Consider the following 23,006-nt stretch of genomic DNA (forward strand, 5'->3'; position numbering starts at 1 on the left):
CCTTGCGAACTTGCGAAAGGAAACGAGCCCGTCATGATTCTGCCCTGGCTAATCCTGATCCCCTTCATCGGCGGCCTGCTGTGCTGGATGGGTGAGCGCTTCGGCGCCACCCTCCCCCGCTGGATTGCGCTGATCACCATGTCCCTGCTGCTCTCCCTCGGCCTCTGGCTGTGGGCCAACGGTGACTATTCATTTGCCCCGGCGCCTGGCGCCGACCCGACCTGGGCGCTTGAGTTCAAGCACGTCTGGATCCAGCGTTTCGGCATCAACGTGCACCTGGCCCTCGACGGCCTGTCGCTGTTGATGATCATGCTGACCGGTCTGCTGGGTGTCCTCTCGGTACTCTGCTCGTGGAAAGAGATCCAGCGTCACGTGGGCTTCTTCCACCTGAACCTGATGTGGATCCTGGGCGGTGTCGTCGGCGTGTTCCTCGCCCTCGACCTGTTCATGTTCTTCTTCTTCTGGGAAATGATGCTGGTGCCGATGTACTTCCTCATCGCGCTCTGGGGTCACAGTTCTTCGGACGGCAAGAAAACCCGGATCTACGCGGCAACCAAGTTCTTCATCTTCACTCAGGCTTCCGGCCTGATCATGTTGGTGGCGATCCTGGGTCTGGTACTGGTCAACTTCAACGACACCGGCGTGATTACCTTCAACTACGCCGATCTGTTGAAAACCAAGATGTCGACGACCACCGAGTACATCCTGATGCTCGGCTTCTTCATCGCCTTCGCGGTCAAGCTGCCAGTCGTACCGTTCCACTCCTGGTTGCCTGACGCTCACGCCCAGGCACCGACCGCGGGTTCCGTGGACCTGGCCGGTATCTTGTTGAAGACTGCGGCCTATGGCCTGCTGCGTTTCGCCCTGCCGCTGTTCCCGAATGCCTCGGCCGAGTTCGCGCCGTTCGCGATGACCCTGGGTCTGATCGGGATCTTCTACGGTGCATTCCTGGCCTTCGCACAAACCGACATCAAGCGTCTGATCGCCTTCTCGTCCGTTTCCCACATGGGCTTCGTGCTGATCGGCATCTACTCTGGCAGCCAACTGGCGCTGCAGGGCGCAGTGATGCAGATGCTGGCTCACGGTCTCTCGGCCGCGGCACTCTTTATCCTCTCCGGTCAGCTCTACGAGCGTACCCACACCCGCGATATGCGTGAGATGGGTGGCCTGTGGTCGAAGATTGCCTACCTGCCGGCCCTCAGCCTGTTCTTCGCCGCCGCGTCCCTGGGCTTGCCGGCGACCGGTAACTTTGTCGGTGAATTCCTGATCCTGATCGGCACCTTCGCCAGCGCCCCATGGATCACCGTGATTGCGACGTCCGGCCTGGTATTCGGTTCGGTCTACTCGCTGATCATGATCCACCGTGCCTACTTCGGCCCGTCGAAATCGGACGCGGTGCTGCATGGCATGGACGGTCGCGAACTGATCATGGTGGTTGGGCTTGCGGCACTGCTGATCTACATCGGCGTGTACCCGCAACCGTTCCTCGATACCTCTGCCGCGACGATGCATGGCGTGCAGCAGTGGCTCGGCACCGCCTTCACTCAACTCGCTTCGGCCCGGTAAGAGCGCTATGGAATTCACGACTCAACACTTTATCGCGCTTGCGCCGTTGTTGATCACCAGCGCCACGATCATCGTGGTGATGCTGGCTATCGCATGGCGACGCAACCACTCACAGACCTTCCTGCTGTCGGTGGCAGGTCTGAACCTGGCTCTGCTGTCGATCCTGCCTGCCCTGAAAGTCGCGCCGCTGGCCGTGACTCCACTGCTGCAGATCGACACCTTCGCTTGCTTGTACATGGCGCTGATCCTGGTTGCCACCCTCGCTTGTGTGACCCTCGCCCACGCCTACCTGGGCGACGGCGGTTCGGGTTACCCGGGCAACCGTGAAGAACTTTACCTACTGATCCTGATGGCCGCCGCCGGTGGCCTGGTACTGGTCAGCGCGCAGCACCTGGCCGGCTTGTTCGTCGGTCTGGAACTGCTCTCGGTACCGGTTTACGGCTTGGTGGCTTACGCCTTCTTCAACAAGCGCTCGCTGGAAGCCGGTATCAAGTACATGGTGCTCTCGGCCGCCGGTTCCGCGTTCCTGTTGTTCGGCATGGCCCTGCTCTACGCCGACGCTGGCAGCCTGAGCTTCAACGGCATCGGTCAGGCCCTGGCGGCCACCGGCCTGCCAAGCTCTCTGGCTCAACTGGGCCTGGGCATGATGCTGATCGGCCTGGCGTTCAAGTTGTCGCTGGTACCGTTCCACCTCTGGACCCCGGACGTTTACGAAGGTGCTCCGGCACCGGTGGCAGCGTTCCTGGCCACCGCGTCGAAAGTCGCTGTGTTCGCGGTGATGGTGCGTCTGTTCCAGATCTCGCCAGCGGCGAGCAGCGGTGTGCTGAGCGACGTGCTGACCATCATCGCCATCGCGTCGATCCTGTTCGGTAACCTGCTGGCACTGACCCAGAGCAACCTCAAACGTCTGCTGGGTTACTCGTCCATCGCCCACTTCGGTTACCTGCTGATCGCCCTGGTGGCGAGCAAAGGCCTGGCCGTGGAAGCCATCGGCGTGTACCTGGTCACTTACGTGATCACCAGCCTCGGCGCGTTCGGCGTGATCACGCTGATGTCCTCGCCGTACAACGGCCGTGATGCGGATGCCCTGTACGAATACCGCGGCCTGTTCTGGCGCCGTCCGTACCTGACCGCCGTCCTGACCGTGATGATGCTGTCCCTGGCCGGTATCCCGCTGACCGCGGGCTTCATCGGCAAGTTCTACATCATCGCTACCGGTGTCGAGTCGCACCAATGGTGGCTGGTCGGCTCCCTGGTACTGGGCAGCGCCATTGGCGTCTTCTACTACCTGCGCGTCATGGTCACCCTGTACCTGATGGAACCGAACCTGCGTCGCCACGATGCGCAACTGCACTGGGAACAACGTGCAGGCGGCGTGATGCTGCTGGCGATTGCCGTACTGGCGTTCTTCCTCGGCCTGTATCCACAGCCGCTGCTGAACCTGGTTCAACAGTCGGGGTTGGCGGGTTGATCGCGTAAGCGACACTCGGTAGAAAACAGAAACGGCACCTTCGGGTGCCGTTTTTGCGTTTGTGGGATTTATTACCGCCGCACTCCCCTCCTCCTGCAATACCCGAAAGCTCTCGCCAGACTATCCGCCTCGTCCTACATCCAGCACTGCGCACTTGGCTCTATCTTGAATGACTGGCTGGATCGATAAATCAACGCGAGAAATAACAATGAACCGTGACATTTTTTCCGAACTGGTAGAAGACTTCGACGCCTTGGCCGCTGATCGCCGGGGTAATGTCACGCTGCTGCCCCATAGAGTGAAGCGCTCCAAACTGGCCCCCGTCCCCCTTGAGGAATCGCGCAGCTTTACCGCCTCCAAATATTCTGGCTATATTTGTCCAGAATATGGGAGTGAAATCATGATCGTCGTTCCGTTGGCCGAAGCAAAAAACAATCTGTCCAAACTCGTCGATGACGCAGCCGCCGGACAGATCATCACGATTGCCAAACATGGTCGGGCTCTTGCGCAGCTGGTTCCGGTGGGAAAACCCTGCGGGCAGCGTATCGGAGCGATGAAAGGCAAACTGGTGCTTCCCGAAGACTTTGACACCTCACTGCCGGACGACATGCTCGATACTTTTGAAGGCACTCAAGAATGAGGCTTCTGCTCGACACGCATATTTTGCTCTGGACGCTAAGCGATGACCCCAGGCTATCCGGCAAAGCCAGAAAGCTAATTGAGAACGCTGCCGATATTTACATTAGCGCAGCGACATTCTGGGAGATGGCGATCAAGGTCGGGCTGGGAAAGCTGAACGTTGACCTGGAAGAAATCCGCCAGTACTGCCTCGACAGCGGGTTCATCGAGCTGCCTGTGACCTCAGAACACGCCATTGCCGTGAAGGACCTGGAACATCACCATCGTGACCCGTTTGACCGCCTCATTGTTGCAACGGCCATGACAGAACCCATGAAACTCCTCACTGCCGATCCATTGGTTGCCCAGTACACGGATTTGGCTGTTCTGGTCTGATCGGGCAACACCACACGCACATGACGAAATTGTAATTCCCCCATCACCTTGGCGTTATCCGCAGCTTGCAACGATGTCACCCGGCGACCATGCCGGCGGGCCCTTGCCCGCCGAACAATAAAACCCACGCCAAAGCACGTTCCCGTTCTGCCGAACCCAAGGAGTGATTGATGGTTAACAATACAAAAATGTCGATGGCCGCTTTAGCGGTGGTGGTCGGCTCCGGGCCGTCCATGGTGTTGGCGCAAGATAAAGCCGAGGGGTTTATCGAGGGCAGCAGCCTGACGGTGCTCAACCGCAACTTATACTTCAATCGTGATCATCGAGACGGCCAGGCGAGTCCCACCGGCAATGGTTATTCCGAGGCCTGGGCCCATGCGATCATCAGCAAGTTCGAATCCGGCTTTACCCAAGGCACCGTCGGGGTCGGTGTCGATGCGTTTGCGATGATCGGCTTGAAGCTCGATACCGGCGACGGTCGCAACGGTGGCCGTAGTTCTTTCGACGTGTTGCCGGTCGACAGCGATGGTCAGGCGCGGGATGAATACACTAAGGTCGGTGGTGCCGCCAAAGTGCGCGCCTTCGATACGGTGGTGAAGGTCGGCGATGTGTTTCCGGCCAACCCGGTGGTTGCGTCGGGTGACTCCCGACTGTTGCCGGAAAGCTTCCGGGGTGTCACGGCCACCAACACCAGTATCGAAGGTCTGTCGGTACAGGGCGGTCGCCTGCATGCGATGAGCCAACCAGTGTCCAGCGACATGCGCGAGAACTTCGCGACCTTCTATGCCGGCCCGGTCAATTCGCCATGGATCGCTTACGGCGGTGGTGACTACGCGCTGAACAAAAACCTCAGTTTCAGCCTGTATTCCAGTCGCCTCAAGGATGCCTGGAATCAGTACTACGCCGGCACTGCATGGACTTATCCGCTATCGGATGACCTGTCGCTGTTCAGTGGCCTGAACTATTACAAGGCGGTCGACGAAGGCAAACAGCTGCTTGGCGAGTTCGACAACAACATCTGGAGCGGCCGCGTCGGGGTGAAACTCGGCGCCCACTCCGTTGCCTTGTCGCACCAACGCAACAACGGCAACGACGACTTCGATTACCTGCGTCAGTCCGACTCGATTTTCCTCGACAACTCCATCCAGTACAGCGACTTCAACTCGCCCAAGGAACGTTCGTGGATGGTGCGCTACGACCTCGACATGAGCAGCTATGACATGCCGGGTTTGTCGTTCATGACCCGTTACGCCCGTGGCACCGACGCCGACTATTCCAGCGCCAACGCCGTGTACATGCGTCGCGATGCCGACGGCAACCCGCTGACCGACCAGAAGCGCTGGGAGCGTGATATCGAAGTCAAATACGTGGTGCAGAGCGGCTCGCTGAAAGACATGTCGTTGCGCCTGCGCCAAGCCACTACCCGCGCCACGGCATTTGAGTCGGATCTGGATGAGGTACGGGTGATTGTCGAATATCCGCTGGCGATTCTCTGACTTCACGGTTTATGCAAATTCACCTTTAGAAGCTCCTTGCTCCTTTGGTAAGAGGTGAATCTTTTGGCGTCCTTCGGGGCGCCTTTTTTTATGCCCGGTCTTTAACACATCGCGAAAAACTGTGGGAGCGGGCTTGCTCGCGATGATGCCGGCACAGCCAATATCTTCATTGGCTGAACCACCGCTATCGCGGGCAAGCCCGGCTCCCACAGGTTCTGTGGTGTACACAAATTTGGCAAACATCGCGGAAATTGTGGGAGCTTGCCCGCGATGATGTCGGCACAGCCAACACCTTCATGGACTGGACCACCGCTATCGCGGGCAAGCCCGGCTCCCACAGGTTCTGTGGTGTACACAAGTTAGGAAAACATCGCGGAAATTGTGGGAGCGAGCCTGCTCGCGATGATGCCGGCACAGCCAACATCTTCATGGGCTGAACCACCGCTATCGCGAGCAGGCTCGCTCCCACAGGATTATGCAGCCGGCTCGACGTTATCCAATGCCTGATTCACTGCCAGTTCCCCCAGCATGACCACTTGCGCAATGCCCAGCAGGGTCTTGCGATGGCTGCCTTCCAGCAGCGCGGCGAAGTCACCGAGCATGACCGTGGCCGAGGACAATGACTCGCTGGCGTTGGCCAGCAGGGACTCGGTGTCGGCTTTTGGATTGGCGAAAAACATCTGGTTGGGGGTGTAGGGCGTGGCCATGACGTGGGCGGTAGGGTTCAGGTAGTAATCGAGCGCGCGATCGGCGGCTTCGTGGAGTTTTTTGGAGTCGATGGAGGCGTAGGGGGATGTTGGGGCGGTGTCCGTAGCGGTATCTGCTTCGGGAGGGTTGGGTGTTGGCTTTTTCATGATGTTTCTCTCTCTTTGATAGTTGCAGCTGACCCATTCGATTTCCAAGCGAATGGGTGGCAGCTGTACGCAGGCTGGAAATCCGGGAGAGAGAGCAACCCGGCAGACACGAATGTCTCCCGCGCACAGCCGCCATAACAGAGTACACACCATGAAGGTGCGCAAGCATACGTTATGAAAGGCGCCTTTTGCTCTCTCAAGTCCTCGGGTTTCCAGGCCCGGTCGCTGAATTGGCAGCGACATGCACAGGCTAGAGAGCGGACGTCCGACGGACAACCTGAAAACATTGTGGGAAGCTTCTGTATTCCAGGCACAATCTTTAAACATCCCGAATTGAAATACGCACTGTGTAGGAGCTGCCGAAGGCTGCGATCTTTTGATCTTGCTTTTGAAGATCAAGATCAAAAGATCGCAGCCTTCGGCAGCTCCTACAGGGGTATCCGGTGTCAGTTACCGCGTTTGCAAAGAGAAAAGCGTTGTCAGCCGCCACGTTTGCGGCAATCCCCCGCCACTGTGTATTTGATGGTGTTAAGTTGGCCCTGAGAATCTTCATAGGTCATGGCAGTAGGCACCACGGCACAAGCAACTTGCGGCCGCACAACGCTCACCACTTTGACCACATCCAGTTTCATCCCGTATTCGTAGTCTTTCACCACCGGCGCAGGTTTGCCCTGGTTGGCCGCGTACTGCTCCATGGCTTTGACGTTGGCACTGAACGCCCTCTCAAACGTTCGGTCACCGCCGCCTTCTGCCAGCGCATTCAACGACATCGCCATCACACCGACGAACGCCATCAACTTAAAAACTTTCATACCCAATACCTTCAAATCCAGGCTCAAAAAAAAGCCCACCATCGACGCTCGATGACGGGCTAGTTCCAGTGCGACACGCTTACAAGTCTTTGGTCTTGTCGTCCTTCTTTTCATTCAAGACGACGGGGTCACGCGCCTGTTCTTTGGCGACAAACTTCTCCACCGAGCGGTCATTGGCCGCCATCATTTTTTCAAAGGCTCTATCGCCGCCACCTTCAGCCAAAACAACAGAAGACATCACCAACGCTGTAAGCGCACTCAGTTGTGCAAGTTTCATGTTTGATTCCTCGTTTAATTAACTAACGAGGTCAAGGTAACAATCCGAACCTTTCGTGACGGTGGCGCGCAGATTACATATCCGTTATGTGGCTGCCACTCTGTTGAATCAGGGCAAATAACTAATGTGGGAGCGAGCCTGCTCGCGATGGCGGTGGATCAGTCAGCATCATTGCCGACTGACAGATCGCTATCGCGAGCAGGCTCGCTCCCACAGGGGGATCACCTATTTGGTTGAAGCTGCGTCTTCGTCTCGACGATGTGCCAACTGATACAGCGCCGGCAAGATCAGCAGCGTCAGGATGGTCGAGGACAGAATCCCGCCGATCACCACCGTCGCCAGCGGTCGCTGCACCTCTGCGCCGGTGCCGGTTGCGAGGGCCATGGGAATGAAGCCCAGGGATGCGACCAATGCCGTCATCAACACCGGACGCAGTCGTGTGAGCGCCCCCTCATTGATTGCATCAGAGAGTGAACGTCCCTCCTCACGCAGGTTACGGATGAACGCGATCATCACCAAACCATTGAGCACCGCCACCCCCGACAGCGCAATGAAACCGACGCCCGCCGAGATCGACAACGGAATGTCCCGCAGCCACAACGCCATGACGCCGCCAGTCAAGGCAAACGGAATCCCGGTGAACACCAGCAAGCCGTCCTTGAGGTTGTTGAACATCATGAACAGCAGGCCAAACACCAACAGCAAGGCCACTGGCACCACGATCTGCAAGCGCTTGGCCGCCGATTGCAGTTGCTCGAACTGCCCGCCCCAACGGGTCCAGTAACCCGCCGGAACCTGAACATCGCGCTCGATCACCTCACCCGCCTCTTTAACGAAAGAGCCAATATCCCGCCCACGCACGTTGGCGCTGACGATCACCAACCGCTTGCCGTTTTCGCGGCTGACCTGATTCGGCCCGAGCACCAGATCAAGGCTGGCGACTTCCTTGAGGGCGATGAAGCCAATCTGATCGGCAGCGCCATTCGGGGGCGCCGGCACTGGAACCAACAGCGCCGACAAGCCTTCGATGTCCTTGCGCATGGCATCGGACAGGCGCACCACCATGTCGAAACGCCGATCGCCTTCATACAGTGTCCCGGCCTGGCGCCCGCCGACCGCCACCGCAATGGTGTCTTGCACGTCGCCAACGTTGAGCCCGTAACGCGCCGCCTTGTCGCGGTCGATATTGATGGTCAGCACCGGCAGGCCGGTGGTTTGCTCGACCTTGACCTCGGACGCGCCGTTGACCTTCTGCATGGCGGCGGCGATCTTCGCCGCCGTGGCGTTGAGCACGTCCATGTCATCCCCGAACACCTTGACCGCCACATCACTGCGCACGCCGGAGATCAGTTCGTTGAAACGCAACTGGATCGGCTGCGACAGTTCATAGTTGCTGCCCGGCAGCGTCGCGGCGGCTTGTTGCAGTTCGGCCATCAGCGTTTCACGGGACTTGCCCGGATCCGGCCACTGCGCCTTCGGCTTGAGCATCACGTAGCTGTCGGAGATGTTCGGCGGCATCGGGTCGGAGGCGATTTCAGCGGTGCCGGTACGGGCGAACACGCGCTCGACCTCCGGCACTTTGCCGAGAATCAGGGTTTCCAGACGCTGCTGCATATCCACCGACTGGGTCAGGCTGGTGCCCGGCACGCGTAACGCTTGCAAGGCAAAATCGCCCTCACTGAGGCTCGGCACAAACTCGCTGCCCATGCGGCTGGTGAGCACGCCGCTGAGCACAATCACACCCAATGCCGCACCCACCGCCATTGCGCGATGGGACATCACCCAAGCCAGAGCCGGTGCATAAATGCGACGCGCGCCGCGCATGACCACGCCCTCTTCTTCTTTGACTTTGCCGGTGACAAACAGCGCGATGGCCGCCGGAACAAAGGTCACCGACAACAGCATGGCGCCCAGCAGCGCGATGACCACAGTGAAGGCCATCGGGTGGAACATTTTCCCTTCGACACCGCTCAAGGCGAAGATCGGCAGGTACACGACCATGATGATCAACTGGCCGAAAATCAGCGGTCGGCGCGCCTCTTTGGCTGCCGAAAACACTTCGCGGAAACGCTCGGAGCGGGTCAGCAAACGCCCGTGATGTTGCTGCGCATGGGCCAGCCGGCGCAGGGTGTTTTCGACGATCACCACCGCCCCGTCGACGATGATGCCGAAGTCGAGCGCGCCGAGGCTCATCAGGTTAGCGCTGACCTTGTTGGTGAACATGCCGGTGAAGGTGAACAGCATTGACAGCGGAATGACCATCGCGGTGATCAACGCCGCGCGGATGTTGCCCAGAAACAGGAACAGAATCGCAATGACCAGAATCGCGCCTTCCACCAGGTTCTTCTTCACCGTGGCGATGGCTTTGTCCACCAGGTGCGTGCGGTCATACACCGCAACGGCGATCACGCCTTGGGGCAGGGAGCGGTTGATCTGTTCAAGCCTGGTCGCCACTGCCTGGGAGACCGTTCGGCTGTTTTCGCCGATCAGCATGAACACCGTGCCAAGCACCACTTCGCGACCGTTTTCGGTGGCGGCACCGGTACGCAGTTCGCGGCCGATGTCTACGGTCGCGACGTTCTTGATCCGGATCGGCGTACCGTCGACATTGGCCATCACGATATTGGCGATGTCGTCTGTGCTTGCCACTTGCCCGGGCGCACGAATCAGCAACTGCTCGCCGCTGCGCTCGATGTAACCGGCGCCGACGTTGGCGTTGTTGCGTTCCAGCGCCGTGATCAAATCGGTGAGGGTCAGTTTGTAAGCCGCCAGCCGTTTCGGATCGGGGGCGATCTGGTATTCCTTGGCGAATCCGCCGATGGTGTTGATCTCGGCCACGCCCGGAACATTGCGCAATTGCGGCTTGATGATCCAGTCCTGGATCACCCGCAGGTCGGTCGGCGTGTAGGCCGTGCCGTCCTCCTTGAGCGCACCTTCCTGCGCCTCCACTGTCCACAGGAAAATCTCGCCAAGCCCGGTGGAAATCGGCCCCATCAGCGCTTCCGCGCCCTCGGGCAATTGCTCCTTGGCGATCTGTAAACGCTCGTTGACCAATTGCCGGGCGAAGAACAGATCGGTGCCGTCCTTGAAGATCACCGTGACCTGCGACAGCCCCGAACGCGACAGCGAACGGGTCTGCTCCAGCGCCGGCAAACCGGCCATGGCGGTTTCAATCGGGAAGGTGATGCGCTGCTCGGTTTCCAGCGGCGAGAACCCGGCCGCGCCGGTGTTGATTTGCACCTGGACGTTGGTGATGTCCGGCACGGCGTCGATCGGCAGCTTTTGATAACTGGCGATGCCGAGGCCGGCCATGAGGAGAACGGCGAGCAGCACGATGATGCGCTGCTCGATGGCAAACTGGATCAGGCGTTCGAACATGAGAACCTTCCGGTCGAGGTTGACGGATCAGTGGGAGCCTTCAATGAGAATGCTCGGCTGAGGCTTTGCCCAATTCCGATTTGAGGACGAAGCTGCCGGCTGCGGCGACTTGCACGCCGGATTCCAGCCCTTGAGTGACTTCCACCAAACCGGCCGCGCGACTGCCCAATTCCACCGGTTGCGCCTTGAAGCCGTCGTCGGTGCGCACGAACACCGTGGGTTTGTCCTCGACGGTCTGGATCGCGGTTTCAGGTACGGCGACCTTGGCTTGGCGACTGTCGGTAGCAACCAGCGCCGTCACGAATAATCCCGGACGCCACGCGCCTTTAGGGTTGGCCAGGGTCACGCGAACCGTTGCAGTGCGGGTCTGCTCACCGAGCAAACTGCCGACGTAGGCCACGGTGCCAGCGACTTCGGAATTGAGTTCCGGGGCGCTGACGGTGACCGGTTTACCCACCTGCACCTTGGTCAGATCCTTGGGCGATACGCCGAAGGTCACCCACACCCGCGACAGGTCAGAAAGCGTGAAGGCATTGGTGGTTTCATCGACCACCTCCCCCGGCGTCAGGTGTTTCTCCACCACCACGCCGTCGAACGGCGCGCGCAACTCATAGCGATTGCCGCCAGTGGCGACCACGCTGCCGCTGAGTACGCTGATTTTTTGCCGGGCATTGGCCAGGGCAATTTCGGCTTCTTCCAATGCTTGCCGGGCCTGAAGGAAATCCTGCTCGGCGGAGATCTTGTCCTGCCACAGTTTTTTCTCGCGTTCATAAGTGGTACGCGCCAAGGTCAGGCGACGCTGTGCGGCAGCCTGTTCACTGCGCTGATCGGAGATCTGCTGACTGGCGATCACCGCCAGCAACTGGCCCTTTTTCACCGACTGCCCGAGGTTGACCGACACCGACTCGACCACGCCGGGCACCCGAGGCACCACGTGCGCAGTGCGGTCTTCGTCGAAGCGCACTTCACCGGGGAATGGCAAGCCGAGGCTGATGTTCTGCGCTCGCGCTTCGGTCAATTGAATGCCGGCCGCCGCAATCTGTTCGGTGCTCAACTCCAAGCGCCCTTCTTCTGCATGTTCAGCGTCGGCTGCTGCACCTTCTTCAGCGTGATCGGCGTGTTCCGCCGCTTCATCGGCGTGAGCGTCGATGGACGCATTGCCCGGCCACATCGAGCCAATACCAATGCCCAGCGCCAACGTCGCCGCTGCAACAATGATCAGTTTTTTTTCCATGGAAACTCCTCTGCGCCATGCCATCGCGCAGTGATCTGAAAGATGAAATTCAAGGGCTGACGGTGAGGTCGCCGAAGATGCGTTCGATGCGTACTCGGGCATCCGTCGCCTCGCTGACGGCCTGGATGTATTGGCTGCGCGCGCTGATCAGGGTGCGCTGGGCGTCGAGCACGTCGAGGAATCCGAACTTGCCCATTTCGAAACCGCGCGTGGCGCTGTCGACCGCACTTTGCGCGGCGGGCAGGATGGTCTGGTTGAACGCTGCGACTTCGCCGTTGGCGGTCTGCCATTGCTCCAGGGTGGTCTGGATTTGTGTGCGCAAACGCAGCTCGGTGGCGTTGCGCAGATCCCGCGCCTGATCGCTGCGCCGGGCCGCCGCCAGCACGTTGCCCTGATTGCGGTTGAACAGCGGAATCGGCATCGACAGCCCGACCACATTGACCCGCTCGCGCTCGGTTTCGCTGTATTGGCTGCCAATGCTCACGGTCAGGTCAGGAATGCGTTGCGACTTTTCCAGACCCAATGAGGCTTCGCGCTGATCGATCTGCAATTTGGCCAGACGCAGTTCGGCGGTCTCGTTCAGCAGCTCAAGCAATCGGGTCGGCGGTGGCACGGTGGGCATGCTTTGCGTGGCCGCTTGCACGGTGGTCGAGGTGGGCAACGGTGAGCCCATGACCTGCGCCAATTGCTGATAGGCGTTGGCCTGATCGCGTTCGGCGCGGCTCAGTTCCAGGCGCACTTCGGAAAGTTGCACTTGCGCACGGGTGCCTTCGACTGGCGATGATTTACCGGCCTCGATGCGTCCTTGGGCGACGCGCAAACCGTGTTCGGCGAGTTGCAGCGACTGGCGGGACAACTGCAAGCGTTGTTGCGCGGTCTGGGCGCTGTTGAACGCCTGAATCACATCGGCGCGCAACGCATAGCGCTTGCGCTCCAGTTCGATCCCGGCGGCGTCCTGCGCGCGGCTGGCGACGTCGATCCGTGCGCCACGTTTGCCGCCCAGCTCGATCGGTTGGCTGAGCATCACCGTGGTGGTTCGCGAATCACGACGGGTGTCTTCGGCCTCCCACGACACTTCGGGGTTGGGGATCAGACCGGCCTGTTTGCGCTCACCCTCGGCGATGCCGATTTCCCACTGCGCAGCCGCCAGATCCGGGTTACCGGCGAATGCCGTTTGCAGGGCTTGATCCAGGGTCAGGGTCGATGCATGCACAAGACCCGTGCCGGCCAGCAACACAACGCTGGCCGTCACTGTCCTCGTTGTTTTTTTCAGGCGTGATCGCGCCGTCAGTTCTTTTAAACCGGGCAATGGAGGACTTCCTTCATTCAAGAATCTTTGATGCCGCCACGGTAGGGTTTTGAACTTATCGACAAGGTGACTGAAACATTACAAATACGTTATCCACGGCATGTGGAAGTTGTTTTGATTTAGGATGCGAAGTGCGAAAGGCGACATAGCAATACATGGAAACAAATACACGGTAGTTATCTGCCGAACAGCCCTTGCCTGAATTCGGTGCATGGGCATTCAGGCTTGCCTGCTGCGACAGGCTGTCGCAGATCATCATTTTCAGGGCTCAAGACCCAGCATTTAAGTTGACTCTGTAGCCACTACAGCCTTTACCTTGCACGCCATCACACAGGGAAACCTCTGTAGGAAACCAGAAACTCACAACTCTAGTCGTTATTAAAACCCGTCCGGCCTCCCCTACAAAAACAACAACTTTCCCGGCCACCTTAATTAAATATCCATTAAATAAAAGTGGTGATTGACCATGCGAATCCTTGTCGTCGAGGACGAGCTTAAAGCTGCCGAATACTTACATCAGGGACTGACGGAAAGTGGTTACATCGTTGACCACGCGGCCACGGGCGCCGATGGACTGCATCTGGCGCAACAGCAGGCGTATGACCTGGTGATACTGGACGTCAATCTGCCAGAGCTGGACGGCTGGGGCGTGCTTGAACAACTGCGTCGCACCCACTCCACCCGGGTGATGATGCTCACCGCGCGTGGTCGTCTGGCCGACAAGATTCGCGGCCTGGACCTGGGTGCCGACGATTATCTGGTCAAGCCATTCGAGTTTCCGGAATTGCTGGCGCGGGTCCGCACGCTGATGCGCCGCAGCGAAAACATCCCGGTGCCGCAAGTGCTCAAAGTCGCCGATCTGGAACTCGATCCAGGGCGCCACCGCGCCTTTCGCGGCGAGCAGCGCATCGACCTGACCACCAAGGAATTCGCCCTGCTGCATCTGCTGATGCGCCAGTCCGGGGAAGTGCTCACCCGCACCCAGATCATTTCGCTGGTGTGGGACATGAATTTCGACTGCGACACCAACGTGGTCGAAGTGTCGATCCGGCGTTTGCGCGCCAAGATCGACGACCCGTTCGACAGCAAACTGATCCATACCCTGCGCGGTGTCGGCTATGTGCTGGAGGCGCGGGAATGAAGCCGGCCAGCCTGTCAATGCGGTTGGGGCTGACGGTGAGTATTCTCGGGGCGCTGCTGGTAGTGTTTCTGGCGATCCTGGCTTACTTCGCCCTGACCCATGAGTTGAACGCGTTATCCAGAAACAGCCTGGCCCAGAAGATGGAACAGGTGGAACACAGCCTGTCGCTGTATGCCGATTCCGCAGAAATTCGTTCGGCGCCGCACATTTTGCTCGATCAGGTCATGGGCCATGACAACCTCACCCTGACGATTTATGACCGCACCAACTTACGCACGCCGCTGTTGAAATCCGGCTCCGGAATGGCCGACCCGCGCCTGGAACGCAAGGCAGTGCTGGCCGCCAACGAACAACTGGCGTTCTCCAGCAGCACCGACGACCAAGACAAGCGCTACCTGACCGCCTCTCGGTTGATCCGCATCAAGGACGGCACCCGCATCCCGGTGCTGCTGTCGATGGACGATGCCCACAATCAGGCGTTGCTCAACGCCTATCTGCGCTCGACACTGATTGCCTTGCCGTTGCTGCTGATCTTCATCGGCCTCAGTGCCTGGGCCGCTGTACAGCGGGGGCTGACGCCGCTACGCGAGTTTCGCAAAGTGGCGGCGATGGTCTCGACGCAAGACCTCGGCCATCGGCTGTCGGTGCTCGACATGCCCCAGGAACTCAGTGAGCTGGCCCGGGGGATCAACTTCATGCTCGATCGCCTCGATAATGGTGTGCAGCAGTTGTCGCAGTTCTCCGATGACCTGGCTCATGAATTGCGCTCGCCGATCAACAATCTGATGGGCAAGGCACAGGTGACGCTGTCCCGGGAACGCACGACCGAGGAGTACAAGAACGTTTTGGTGTCTTGCACCGAAGAACTGGAGCGTGTCGCACGGATTGTCTCGGACATGCTGTTTCTGGCGCAGGCCAGTAACCCGGCAGCGCTCACATCCTTCGAGTCGGTCGCCCTGGAAGAAGAAGCCGAGAAAGTGGCCGAACTGTTTTCCTTGTCGGCGCAAGACAAGCGCATCAGCCTGAGCGTGACCGGCGCCAGCGCACGGGTATTGGGCGACCGCCTGATGATTCAACGGGCGATCTCGAACCTGCTGTCCAACGCCCTGCGCCACTGCCCGGCCGGGCAAACGGTTTCGTTACACATTGAACAAGAAGCGTCTGAGGTTTCGCTGCGGGTCAGCAACCCCGGCGCGGGCATCGAAGCGCAGCATCTGCCGCATCTGTTCGACCGCTTTTACCGGGTCGACAGCAGCCGCTCCCGCTCGCAAGGCAGCACCGGACTGGGCCTGGCCATCGTACGTTCGATCATGAGCCTGCATCAGGGCGTGGCACAGGTTAAAAGCTTGCCCGGGACGGTGACGGTGTTTCGATTGGGGTTTCCCGCCCCCGAGGAATAAACGTCGCCGACCCATTGGTTGCCCAGTACACAGATTTAGCAATTTTGGGTTAGCCCGGCCTGCCTTTCCCAGTCTCATTCCCCCTTTCCAGAATCGCCTCGCGGGTGAATCAGCCGCGTCCTACATCCCGATCCCGCCTTCGACATTAATGTAATGACTTGACCGAATTGGCAGGCACAGAAGCCTTGACCTATTCGATTCTTGTGATAGAAATATACGCAGGTAACGTACAGAACATGGACGCTCTTTTTATCGAATTACCCGCATTTCAAAAACACAGAAATGACTATCTGGACGACGAACTGTTTCGCAGCTTTCAACTGGAGCTGCTGAAAAACCCGGAAACCGGCGACCTGGTGGAAGGTATGGGCGGGTTGCGAAAGGTCCGTTTCTCCGACCAGCGACGCGGCAAAGGCAAGCGCAGTGGACTAAGGGTGATTTATTACTGGTGGTCGGGTTTTGATCAATTCTGGCTATTCACCGTATATAGCAAAAACGAGCAAGACGACTTGTCGCCTTCCCAGAAGAAACTTTTCAGACAAACTCTAGATAGCGAAATCAACACGAGATCCCACTATGAAACGTGACATTTTTGCCGAACTGATGGAAGGCCTTGAAGCCTTGGCCGACGAGCGCCAAGGCAAGGTCACGCTGCGAACCCACAAGGTCAAACTGCCAAAACTGGTGCCAATCACTGCCGAGGAGGTGGTAGCCATACGCCAACAGCTCAACCTTTCCCGTTCGGTATTCGCGATGTATTTGCGTACGAATACCCGGACGTTGGAGAACTGGGAACAAGGACGGGCGAAACCTAATGCTCAGGCGACAACGCTGATCCGGCTGGTTGAGCGTTTTCCGGAAACGGTTGAACAACTGGCGGCGCTGACCTGAAATGCTCGCGGCGTATTCAATGACGCCATCGCGAGCAGGCTCGCTCCCACAGGGGACTACGTTCTGTCAGAAAGAATGCGGTTCAATGTGGGAGCGAGCCTGCTCGCGATGGCGGTGGCAAACAAACAAAAACGGCACCTGTTGCGGTGCCGTTTTGCCTCACGCGGTCCCGCTGTTTACTTACGCGCCGCCTCCCACGATTTCAGCAGTTCGGCATAGCTCACGGTTTCGCCTTTAGGCTTCTCGTTCGCCAGTTTCGCTTTCGGCGCACCCGGTTGATCGAACCAGTACTGCGCATCCCGCTCCGGATTCATTTTCGGCCCACAGGTCGGTTGTACCTTGGAACGTTCCAGACGGGTCATGATCGCGTCCTGATCCTTGGCCAGACCGTCCAGTGCCTGTTGTGGCGTTTTCTCGCCACTGGCGGCTTCCGCGATGTGGCTCCACCACAGTTGCGCCAAACGCGGATAGTCCGGCACGTTGGTCCCGGTCGGGGTCCATTGCACGCGGGCCGGGCTGCGGTAGAACTCCACCAGACCACCGAGTTTCGGCGCCAGGTCGGTCATGGCTTGCGAGTTGATGTCCGACTCGCGGATCGGGGTCAGGCCGACAATGGTTTTCTTCAGGGATACGGTTTTCGAGGTCACGAACTGCGCGTACAGCCAGGCAGCGAGTTTTTGCTTTTCAGGCGTGGACTTGAGGAAAGTCCAGGAACCAGCGTCCTGATAACCGAGCTTCATGCCCTCCTCCCAGTACGGCCCTTTTGGCGAGGGTGCCATTCGCCATTTCGGCGTGCCGTCGGCGTTCATCACCGGCAGGCCCGGTTTGGTCATGTCGGCGGTAAACGCGGTGTACCAGAAGATCTGCTGGGCGATGTTGCCCTGAGACGGCACCGGCCCGGATTCGGAGAAGGTCATGCCCGCCGCTTCCGGTGGCGCGTATTTTTTCAGCCAGTCCACGTACTTGGTGGTTGCATAGACCGCCGCCGGGCCGTTGGTGTCGCCGCCGCGGGTCACGCTGGAACCGACTGGATGGCAGTCTTCGACACGGATGCCCCACTCGTCCACCGGCAAGCCGTTGGGAATGCCCTTGTCGCCAGCGCCGGCCATGGAGAACCAGGCATCTGTGAAGCGCCAGCCGAGGGACGGGTCTTTCTTGCCGTAGTCCATGTGCCCGTAGATGCGCTTGCCGTCGATTTCTTTGACGTCTTCGCTGAAGAACTTGGCGATGTCTTCATAGGCCGACCAGTTCACCGGTACGCCCAGCTCATAACCGTATTTTTCTTTGAATTTCGCTTTCAGATCCGCCCGCTCGAACCAGTCGGCGCGAAACCAGTAGAGGTTGGCGAACTGCTGGTCGGGCAGTTGATAGACCTTGCCATCCGGCGCGGTGGTGAACGAGATGCCGATGAAGTCTTTGATGTCCAGGGTCGGTGAGGTGTAGGCCTTGCCTTCGTTGGCCATCAGGTCGGTGATCGATTCGGTCTTGCCGTAGCGAAAGTGCGTACCGATCAGGTCCGAGTCGTTGACCCAGCCGTCATAGATGTTCTTGTCCGATTGCATCTGGGTCTGCAGTTTTTCCACCACGTCGCCTTCTTGCAGCAAGTCGTGGGTCAGCTTGATCCCGGTGATCTCGGTAAAGGCCTTGGCCAGCGTTTTGGATTCATATTCGTGGGTCGCGATGGTTTCCGAAACCACCTTGATGCTCATCCCGCGAAACGGCTCGGACGCCTTGATGAACCACTTCAACTCTTCGAGCTGCTGTTCCGGGGTCAGGGTGGACGGTTTGAACTCGCTGCCAATCCATTTCTTGGCGGCGTCTTCATAGGCATCGGCCCAGGCCGCAGCGCTCAACCCGCTGAGTGCCAGCATGGCTGCCAATGAAACGCTATGTCGCAGCTTATTGTTTTTGTCGAACATAGAGACCTCCTGTTTAGGTTTCGGGACATGCATGCCGATCGATTTCGACTAGCCCCAACGCATCACAGCCAACAGCCACACCAGGGACAACGCGAACGCTACCCAGATGCTCCAGTCGGTGGCGCCGATTACCAGCAAATGCAGGTAGGCGCTGCCGAGAAGACCGATAAACAACCGATCGCCACGGGTGGTGGCAATCGGCAAAAAACCACGCCGAGGGACACTCGGCGAACGCAACTCCCAGGTCGTCATGCTCGCCAGGATCAAGGCAATGACGCCGAAAAACGCCGCCGTGGGGCCAGTCCAACTCATCCATTCCATCATCAGTTCCTCATACCCGGCCCAGGGCAAAGCCCTTGGCCACGTGGTTGCGAACAAACCAGATCACCAGCATGCCTGGCAGGATGGTCAACACCCCCGCGGCCGCCAGCACGCCCCAGTCGATGCCGGACGCCGAGACTGTGCGGGTCATGACTGCGGCGATGGGTTTGGCGTTCACCGAAGTCAGGGTTCGCGCCAGCAACAGCTCGACCCAGGAAAACATGAAGCAGAAAAACGCCGTAACACCGATCCCGGAGCCGATCAGCGGGACGAAGATCTTCACGAAGAACTTGGGGAAACTGTAGCCATCAATGTAGGCGGTTTCGTCAATTTCCTTGGGAACGCCGGACATGAAGCCTTCAAGAATCCACACCGCCAACGGCACGTTGAACAGGCAGTGAGCCAGCGCAACCGCGATGTGGGTGTCGAACAACCCGATCGAGGAATACAGCTGGAAGAACGGCAGCAGGAAAACTGCCGGCGGCGCCATGCGGTTGGTCAGCAGCCAGAAGAACAGGTGCTTGTCACCGAGAAAACGATAGCGCGAGAACGCATACGCCGCCGGCAGCGCCACGCTCAGGGAAATCACCGTGTTCAGGCTCACGTAGTACAGCGAGTTGAGGTAACCGGTGTACCAGCTCGGGTCGGTGAAGATCACCTTGTAGTTGGCGAAGGTGAAATCCTGGGGAAACAGCGTCAGACCGCCGAGGATTTCGGTGTTGCTCTTGAAGGACATGTTCAGCAGCCAGTAGATCGGCACCAGCAGGAACATGATGTAGATCAGCAATGGGATAAGCTTTCTCTTGCTCATGGCAGGCCTCACCGATTGGCGTCAGAGTGAGTCATGGCGGTGTAGAACAGCCACGACACCAACAGGATGATCAGGAAGTACACCAGCGAGAAAGCGGCCGCCGGGCCGAGGTCGAATTGCCCTACGGCCATTTGGGTCAAGGTCTGACTCAAGAAGGTCGTGGCATTGCCCGGACCGCCCCCCGTCAGCACGAACGGCTCGGTGTAGATCATGAAGCTGTCCATGAACCGCAGCATCACCGCGATCAGCAGCACGCTTTTGAGCTTGGGCAACTGGATGTGTCGGAACACCGCCCAGGCCGACGCCCGATCAATCCGTGCTGCCTGGTAATACACATCCGGAATCGCCCGCAAACCGGAGAAACACAACAGCGCCACCAGCGACGTCCAGTGCCACACGTCCATCACCAACACCGTGACCCAGGCGTCCATGGTATTGGACGCATAGTTGTAGCTGATGCCCATGGCATTGAGGCTCGAACCGAGCAAACCGATATCGGCCCGGCCGAAAATCTGCCAGATGGTGCCGACCACGTTCCATGGAATCAGCAGCGGAATCGCCAGAATAATCAGCACGACCGACGACCAGCGGCCCTTGATCGGCATGGTCAGGGCGATGGCGATGCCCAAGGGGATTTCGATCAGCAGCACGCAAGCGGAGTAGATGAACTGGCGCAGCAGCGAGTCATGCAACCGTGGGTCGAGCAGCACTTGCTTGTACCAGTCGGCGCCGACGAAGTAACGGCTGGACTGGTCGAAGATGTCCTGCACCGAGTAGTTGACCACGGTCATCATCGGGATCACCGCACTGAATGCCACCAGCAGGAACACCGGCAACACCAGCCACCAGGCCTTGTTGTTCTGCACCTTGTTCATGGCAGCACCTCCAGCAGGTAATCATCGGCATAGACCATCAGCCATTGCGCCGGAAAACTGATGTACGCCGTGCCTTCTGGCACCGGTTTGTCTTCGGCCAGACGTACTTTCAAAGGAACGCCGTCGAGGTTCAGGGTCATGATCTTGTAGGTCCCCAGGTCTTCGACGTGTACGACCTGTGCCTGCATCGCGTCATCAAAGGGTTCGTCCCACACATGGACAAACTCCGGACGAATACCGACCTTCAGGGTTTTCCATTCGGACTCGGCGATTCGTTTCTGCATCGCGTCGGACAATGGCAAGTGAGTCCCGGCAAAACCGACACCGCCGGCTTGTGGCTGGACCTCGATCAGGTTCATCCCCGGGCTGCCGATGAAATAACCGACAAAGGTGTGGCTCGGCCGTTCGAACAATTCCCGTGGCGTTCCGAACTGCACAATTTGGCCGCCGTACATCACGGCGATCTTGTCAGCGAAGGTCGAGGCTTCGAGCTGATCGTGGGTGACGTAGACCATGGTGATGTTGAACTGCTCGTGGATCTGCTTGAGCTTGCGTCGCAGTTTCCACTTCAGGTGTGGGTCGATCACCGTCAGCGGTTCATCGAAGAGGATCGCCGACACGTCATCGCGCACCAGCCCACGGCCCATGGAGACTTTCTGCTTTTCATCAGCAGTAAGGTTACGGGCCTTCTTGTACAGCAATGCCTGAAGGTCGAGGACTTCGGCGATTTCCTGCACCTTGGTGTGAATTTTCGCTTCCGCCATGCCCTGGTTGCGCAACGGGAAGGCCAGGTTATCGAACACCGTCATGGTGTCGTAGACCACCGGAAACTGGAAAACCTGAGCGATGTTGCGCTTTTCCGGGGTCAGCTCGTTGACCACTTTACTGTCGAACAGCACCTGGCCCTGGGACGGGCTGAGCAACCCGGAAATGATGTTGAGCAAGGTCGACTTGCCGCACCCCGAAGGCCCGAGCAGCGCGTAGGCACCGCCCTGCTCCCAGACGTGGTTCATCTCGCGGATCGCGTAATCCTCGGGGCCGGTCGGCGTAGGGGTGTAGCTGTGGGCAAGGCTCTGCAAACGGATTTCGGCCATCAGGCAACCCTCGCAATGCGGCGACCGGGCGCCTGGACCAGCCGCCCCTGCATATCGAACACAAACAGTTTATGGGTCGGGATATAGATGCGAATCGGCGCATCGACGTCGTATTCGTGAACACCCGGCAAGTGCAGCACCAGCAGGAAATACTCGTTGCGCACGTGCAGGAAGGTTTCCGAACCGCTGATCTCGGCCACCTCGACGGTCACCGCCAGTTCCAGGTCATCGTCATTGCTCGGCACCAGCGAAATGTGGCTGGGGCGCACGCCGAAACGGAACTCGCCCTCGCCCACCGGCCGCAGATCGACGTTCAACGGGAAGTGCACGAAGTTGGCGAAACTGACTTCGTTGCCGGCAATTCGCCCCGGCATCAGGTTGATCGGCGGCTCGGAGAACAGCTCCGCCGCCAGCACGGTTTGTGGCTGGTGATACACCTCGGAGGACTTGCCGCTCTGAATCACCCGACCTTCGTGAAGAATCGTGGTGGTGCCGCCCAGCGCCAGGGCTTCGTTGGGTTCGGTGGTGGCATAGATAGCGATGGTGTGATGGGCCGCGAACAGCTCGCGCATTTCCTGGCGCAGCTCTTCGCGCAGCTTGTAGTCGAGGTTGACCAGTGGCTCGTCGAACAGAATCAGCTCGGCGTCCTTGACCAGCGCGCGGGCCATGGCCGTGCGCTGTTGCTGGCCGCCGGAGAGTTCCAAAGGATGGCGCTGGAGGAATTTCTCGATGCGCAGCATCTTCGCGGTTTCCAGCACTTTGCTCTGGATCAGCTCGTTGGAAACGCCGCCCTGACGCAGTGGCGAGGCGATGTTCTCGAACACCGTCATGGTCGGGTAGTTGATGAACTGCTGATAGACCATCGACACATTGCGCAAACGCACCGGGCGCTGGGTGACGTCGACGCCGTTCATCAGGATGCGGCCGCTGTCGGGCTTGTCCAGACCTGCCATCAGGCGCATGAGGCTGGTTTTGCCAGACAGCGTGCGACCGAGCAAAACGTTGAACGATCCGGGTTCGAAGTTAAGGCACGCATCGTCGATCCAGGTCTGACCCTCGACGGTACGGCTGACGTGCTCCAGGATTAGTGACATGGCTCGGCCTTTTTATTATTGGAGTCAAGCGACCGGAGCACTACAGCGA

General features: G+C 59.0%; 22 protein-coding genes. 9 read left to right on the top strand and 13 right to left on the bottom strand.

Going from position 1 to position 23,006, the window contains the following annotated elements; genetic code table 11:
- Positions 1 to 33: 33 nt before the first annotated feature.
- From nuoM to AB7M22_RS16660, 5 genes are all read left to right on the top strand, one after another.
- Complete coding sequence (nuoM, locus tag AB7M22_RS16640) at positions 34 to 1,566, top strand: NADH-quinone oxidoreductase subunit M (RefSeq protein WP_454187133.1); 1,533 nt, start codon at positions 34 to 36, stop codon at positions 1,564 to 1,566.
- A gap of 7 nt (positions 1,567 to 1,573) precedes the next feature.
- Positions 1,574 to 3,037, top strand: a complete 1,464-nt coding sequence (gene nuoN / locus AB7M22_RS16645; protein WP_008014910.1) for an NADH-quinone oxidoreductase subunit NuoN — start codon at positions 1,574 to 1,576, stop codon at positions 3,035 to 3,037.
- 208 nt (positions 3,038 to 3,245) lie between these two features.
- Complete coding sequence (locus AB7M22_RS16650; protein ID WP_008014912.1) at positions 3,246 to 3,677, top strand: type II toxin-antitoxin system Phd/YefM family antitoxin; 432 nt, start codon at positions 3,246 to 3,248, stop codon at positions 3,675 to 3,677.
- Complete coding sequence (locus tag AB7M22_RS16655) at positions 3,674 to 4,051, top strand: type II toxin-antitoxin system VapC family toxin (RefSeq protein WP_008014913.1); 378 nt, start codon at positions 3,674 to 3,676, stop codon at positions 4,049 to 4,051. The genes AB7M22_RS16650 and AB7M22_RS16655 overlap by 4 nt, the downstream gene beginning before the upstream one ends.
- Before the next feature lie 170 nt (positions 4,052 to 4,221).
- On the top strand, positions 4,222 to 5,547 hold the full coding sequence (locus AB7M22_RS16660; protein ID WP_454187134.1) for an OprD family porin: 1,326 nt from the start codon (positions 4,222 to 4,224) through the stop codon (positions 5,545 to 5,547).
- 9 nt (positions 5,548 to 5,556) lie between these two features.
- On the opposite strand, the gene AB7M22_RS16665 is transcribed toward AB7M22_RS16660, so the two are convergent.
- From AB7M22_RS16665 to AB7M22_RS16695, 7 genes are all read right to left on the bottom strand, one after another.
- Complete coding sequence (locus AB7M22_RS16665) at positions 5,557 to 5,790, bottom strand: hypothetical protein (protein ID WP_454187135.1); 234 nt, start codon at positions 5,788 to 5,790, stop codon at positions 5,557 to 5,559.
- 230 nt (positions 5,791 to 6,020) lie between these two features.
- On the bottom strand, positions 6,021 to 6,401 hold the full coding sequence (locus tag AB7M22_RS16670) for a DUF6124 family protein (RefSeq protein WP_454187136.1): 381 nt from the start codon (positions 6,399 to 6,401) through the stop codon (positions 6,021 to 6,023).
- 479 nt (positions 6,402 to 6,880) lie between these two features.
- Entirely contained in the window at positions 6,881 to 7,213 is a 333-nt protein-coding gene (locus AB7M22_RS16675; RefSeq protein ID WP_454187137.1) for a DUF2790 domain-containing protein, read from the bottom strand.
- 79 nt (positions 7,214 to 7,292) lie between these two features.
- On the bottom strand, positions 7,293 to 7,490 hold the full coding sequence (locus AB7M22_RS16680) for a co-regulatory protein PtrA N-terminal domain-containing protein (RefSeq protein ID WP_454187138.1): 198 nt from the start codon (positions 7,488 to 7,490) through the stop codon (positions 7,293 to 7,295).
- 225 nt (positions 7,491 to 7,715) lie between these two features.
- Positions 7,716 to 10,868 (bottom strand): CusA/CzcA family heavy metal efflux RND transporter, encoded by a 3,153-nt coding sequence (locus AB7M22_RS16685; RefSeq protein ID WP_454187139.1) that lies wholly within the window; start codon positions 10,866 to 10,868, stop codon positions 7,716 to 7,718.
- A gap of 40 nt (positions 10,869 to 10,908) precedes the next feature.
- Entirely contained in the window at positions 10,909 to 12,102 is a 1,194-nt protein-coding gene (locus tag AB7M22_RS16690) for an efflux RND transporter periplasmic adaptor subunit (protein WP_454187140.1), read from the bottom strand.
- A 49-nt stretch (positions 12,103 to 12,151) separates the two neighbouring features.
- Positions 12,152 to 13,411 (bottom strand): TolC family protein, encoded by a 1,260-nt coding sequence (locus AB7M22_RS16695; protein WP_454187141.1) that lies wholly within the window; start codon positions 13,409 to 13,411, stop codon positions 12,152 to 12,154.
- A 466-nt stretch (positions 13,412 to 13,877) separates the two neighbouring features.
- On the opposite strand from AB7M22_RS16695, the gene AB7M22_RS16700 reads away from it, so the two are divergent.
- The 4 genes from AB7M22_RS16700 to AB7M22_RS16715 all read left to right on the top strand — a co-directional run bounded on the left by AB7M22_RS16700 (position 13,878) and on the right by AB7M22_RS16715 (position 16,843).
- A complete protein-coding gene (locus tag AB7M22_RS16700) occupies positions 13,878 to 14,552 on the top strand; it encodes a heavy metal response regulator transcription factor (protein ID WP_007940896.1) in 675 nt (224 codons plus the stop codon).
- Positions 14,549 to 15,952, top strand: a complete 1,404-nt coding sequence (locus tag AB7M22_RS16705) for a heavy metal sensor histidine kinase (RefSeq protein ID WP_454187142.1) — start codon at positions 14,549 to 14,551, stop codon at positions 15,950 to 15,952. The genes AB7M22_RS16700 and AB7M22_RS16705 overlap by 4 nt, the downstream gene beginning before the upstream one ends.
- A 236-nt stretch (positions 15,953 to 16,188) precedes the next feature.
- Positions 16,189 to 16,539 carry a type II toxin-antitoxin system RelE/ParE family toxin gene (locus AB7M22_RS16710; protein ID WP_032836267.1) on the top strand — a complete coding sequence of 117 codons (351 nt, stop codon included), beginning with the start codon at positions 16,189 to 16,191 and terminating at the stop codon, positions 16,537 to 16,539.
- Positions 16,529 to 16,843: a helix-turn-helix domain-containing protein gene (locus tag AB7M22_RS16715; protein WP_007896134.1), complete on the top strand. Its 315-nt coding sequence runs from the start codon at positions 16,529 to 16,531 to the stop codon at positions 16,841 to 16,843. The genes AB7M22_RS16710 and AB7M22_RS16715 overlap by 11 nt, the downstream gene beginning before the upstream one ends.
- A gap of 176 nt (positions 16,844 to 17,019) precedes the next feature.
- Here AB7M22_RS16715 and AB7M22_RS16720 read toward each other — a convergent pair whose 3' ends face one another.
- Genes AB7M22_RS16720 through AB7M22_RS16745 form a run of 6 tightly spaced genes read right to left on the bottom strand, consistent with a single transcriptional unit; the run spans position 17,020 to position 22,957 of the window.
- Entirely contained in the window at positions 17,020 to 18,762 is a 1,743-nt protein-coding gene (locus AB7M22_RS16720; protein WP_454187143.1) for an ABC transporter substrate-binding protein, read from the bottom strand.
- Between the two features lie 48 nt (positions 18,763 to 18,810).
- Positions 18,811 to 19,083, bottom strand: coding sequence for a DUF2160 domain-containing protein (locus tag AB7M22_RS16725; RefSeq protein ID WP_032836262.1), 273 nt, complete (start codon positions 19,081 to 19,083; stop codon positions 18,811 to 18,813).
- Positions 19,084 to 19,093: 10 nt separating this feature from the next.
- A complete protein-coding gene (locus tag AB7M22_RS16730; protein WP_454187144.1) occupies positions 19,094 to 19,894 on the bottom strand; it encodes a carbohydrate ABC transporter permease in 801 nt (266 codons plus the stop codon).
- Between the two features lie 8 nt (positions 19,895 to 19,902).
- Positions 19,903 to 20,769 (bottom strand): carbohydrate ABC transporter permease, encoded by an 867-nt coding sequence (locus tag AB7M22_RS16735; RefSeq protein ID WP_008014318.1) that lies wholly within the window; start codon positions 20,767 to 20,769, stop codon positions 19,903 to 19,905.
- Complete coding sequence (locus tag AB7M22_RS16740) at positions 20,766 to 21,863, bottom strand: ABC transporter ATP-binding protein (protein ID WP_454187145.1); 1,098 nt, start codon at positions 21,861 to 21,863, stop codon at positions 20,766 to 20,768. The genes AB7M22_RS16735 and AB7M22_RS16740 overlap by 4 nt, the downstream gene beginning before the upstream one ends.
- Complete coding sequence (locus AB7M22_RS16745; protein ID WP_008014313.1) at positions 21,863 to 22,957, bottom strand: ABC transporter ATP-binding protein; 1,095 nt, start codon at positions 22,955 to 22,957, stop codon at positions 21,863 to 21,865. Before AB7M22_RS16745 ends, AB7M22_RS16740 begins: the two co-directional genes overlap by 1 nt.
- Between the last annotated feature and the right edge of the window lie 49 nt (positions 22,958 to 23,006).

This window comes from Pseudomonas sp. ADAK2 TE3594, assembly GCF_053628675.1.

What these genes read in the sequence shown, in the direction of transcription:
- AB7M22_RS16655 (WP_008014913.1), top strand. Translation starts at nt 3,674, where the DNA reads ATGAGGCTTCTGCTCGACACGCATATTTTGCTCTGGACGCTAAGCGAT.
- nuoM (WP_454187133.1), top strand. Translation starts at nt 34, where the DNA reads ATGATTCTGCCCTGGCTAATCCTGATCCCCTTCATCGGCGGCCTGCTG.
- AB7M22_RS16705 (WP_454187142.1), top strand. Translation starts at nt 14,549, where the DNA reads ATGAAGCCGGCCAGCCTGTCAATGCGGTTGGGGCTGACGGTGAGTATT.
- AB7M22_RS16710 (WP_032836267.1), top strand. Translation starts at nt 16,189, where the DNA reads ATGGACGCTCTTTTTATCGAATTACCCGCATTTCAAAAACACAGAAAT.
- AB7M22_RS16735 (WP_008014318.1), bottom strand. Translation starts at nt 20,769, where the DNA reads ATGAACAAGGTGCAGAACAACAAGGCCTGGTGGCTGGTGTTGCCGGTG.
- AB7M22_RS16745 (WP_008014313.1), bottom strand. Translation starts at nt 22,957, where the DNA reads ATGTCACTAATCCTGGAGCACGTCAGCCGTACCGTCGAGGGTCAGACC.
- AB7M22_RS16700 (WP_007940896.1), top strand. Translation starts at nt 13,878, where the DNA reads ATGCGAATCCTTGTCGTCGAGGACGAGCTTAAAGCTGCCGAATACTTA.
- AB7M22_RS16670 (WP_454187136.1), bottom strand. Translation starts at nt 6,401, where the DNA reads ATGAAAAAGCCAACACCCAACCCTCCCGAAGCAGATACCGCTACGGAC.
- AB7M22_RS16720 (WP_454187143.1), bottom strand. Translation starts at nt 18,762, where the DNA reads ATGTTCGACAAAAACAATAAGCTGCGACATAGCGTTTCATTGGCAGCC.
- nuoN (WP_008014910.1), top strand. Translation starts at nt 1,574, where the DNA reads ATGGAATTCACGACTCAACACTTTATCGCGCTTGCGCCGTTGTTGATC.
- AB7M22_RS16660 (WP_454187134.1), top strand. Translation starts at nt 4,222, where the DNA reads ATGGTTAACAATACAAAAATGTCGATGGCCGCTTTAGCGGTGGTGGTC.
- AB7M22_RS16665 (WP_454187135.1), bottom strand. Translation starts at nt 5,790, where the DNA reads ATGTTTGCCAAATTTGTGTACACCACAGAACCTGTGGGAGCCGGGCTT.
- AB7M22_RS16715 (WP_007896134.1), top strand. Translation starts at nt 16,529, where the DNA reads ATGAAACGTGACATTTTTGCCGAACTGATGGAAGGCCTTGAAGCCTTG.
- AB7M22_RS16680 (WP_454187138.1), bottom strand. Translation starts at nt 7,490, where the DNA reads ATGAAACTTGCACAACTGAGTGCGCTTACAGCGTTGGTGATGTCTTCT.
- AB7M22_RS16650 (WP_008014912.1), top strand. Translation starts at nt 3,246, where the DNA reads ATGAACCGTGACATTTTTTCCGAACTGGTAGAAGACTTCGACGCCTTG.
- AB7M22_RS16725 (WP_032836262.1), bottom strand. Translation starts at nt 19,083, where the DNA reads ATGGAATGGATGAGTTGGACTGGCCCCACGGCGGCGTTTTTCGGCGTC.
- AB7M22_RS16675 (WP_454187137.1), bottom strand. Translation starts at nt 7,213, where the DNA reads ATGAAAGTTTTTAAGTTGATGGCGTTCGTCGGTGTGATGGCGATGTCG.
- AB7M22_RS16690 (WP_454187140.1), bottom strand. Translation starts at nt 12,102, where the DNA reads ATGGAAAAAAAACTGATCATTGTTGCAGCGGCGACGTTGGCGCTGGGC.
- AB7M22_RS16685 (WP_454187139.1), bottom strand. Translation starts at nt 10,868, where the DNA reads ATGTTCGAACGCCTGATCCAGTTTGCCATCGAGCAGCGCATCATCGTG.
- AB7M22_RS16740 (WP_454187145.1), bottom strand. Translation starts at nt 21,863, where the DNA reads ATGGCCGAAATCCGTTTGCAGAGCCTTGCCCACAGCTACACCCCTACG.
- AB7M22_RS16730 (WP_454187144.1), bottom strand. Translation starts at nt 19,894, where the DNA reads ATGAGCAAGAGAAAGCTTATCCCATTGCTGATCTACATCATGTTCCTG.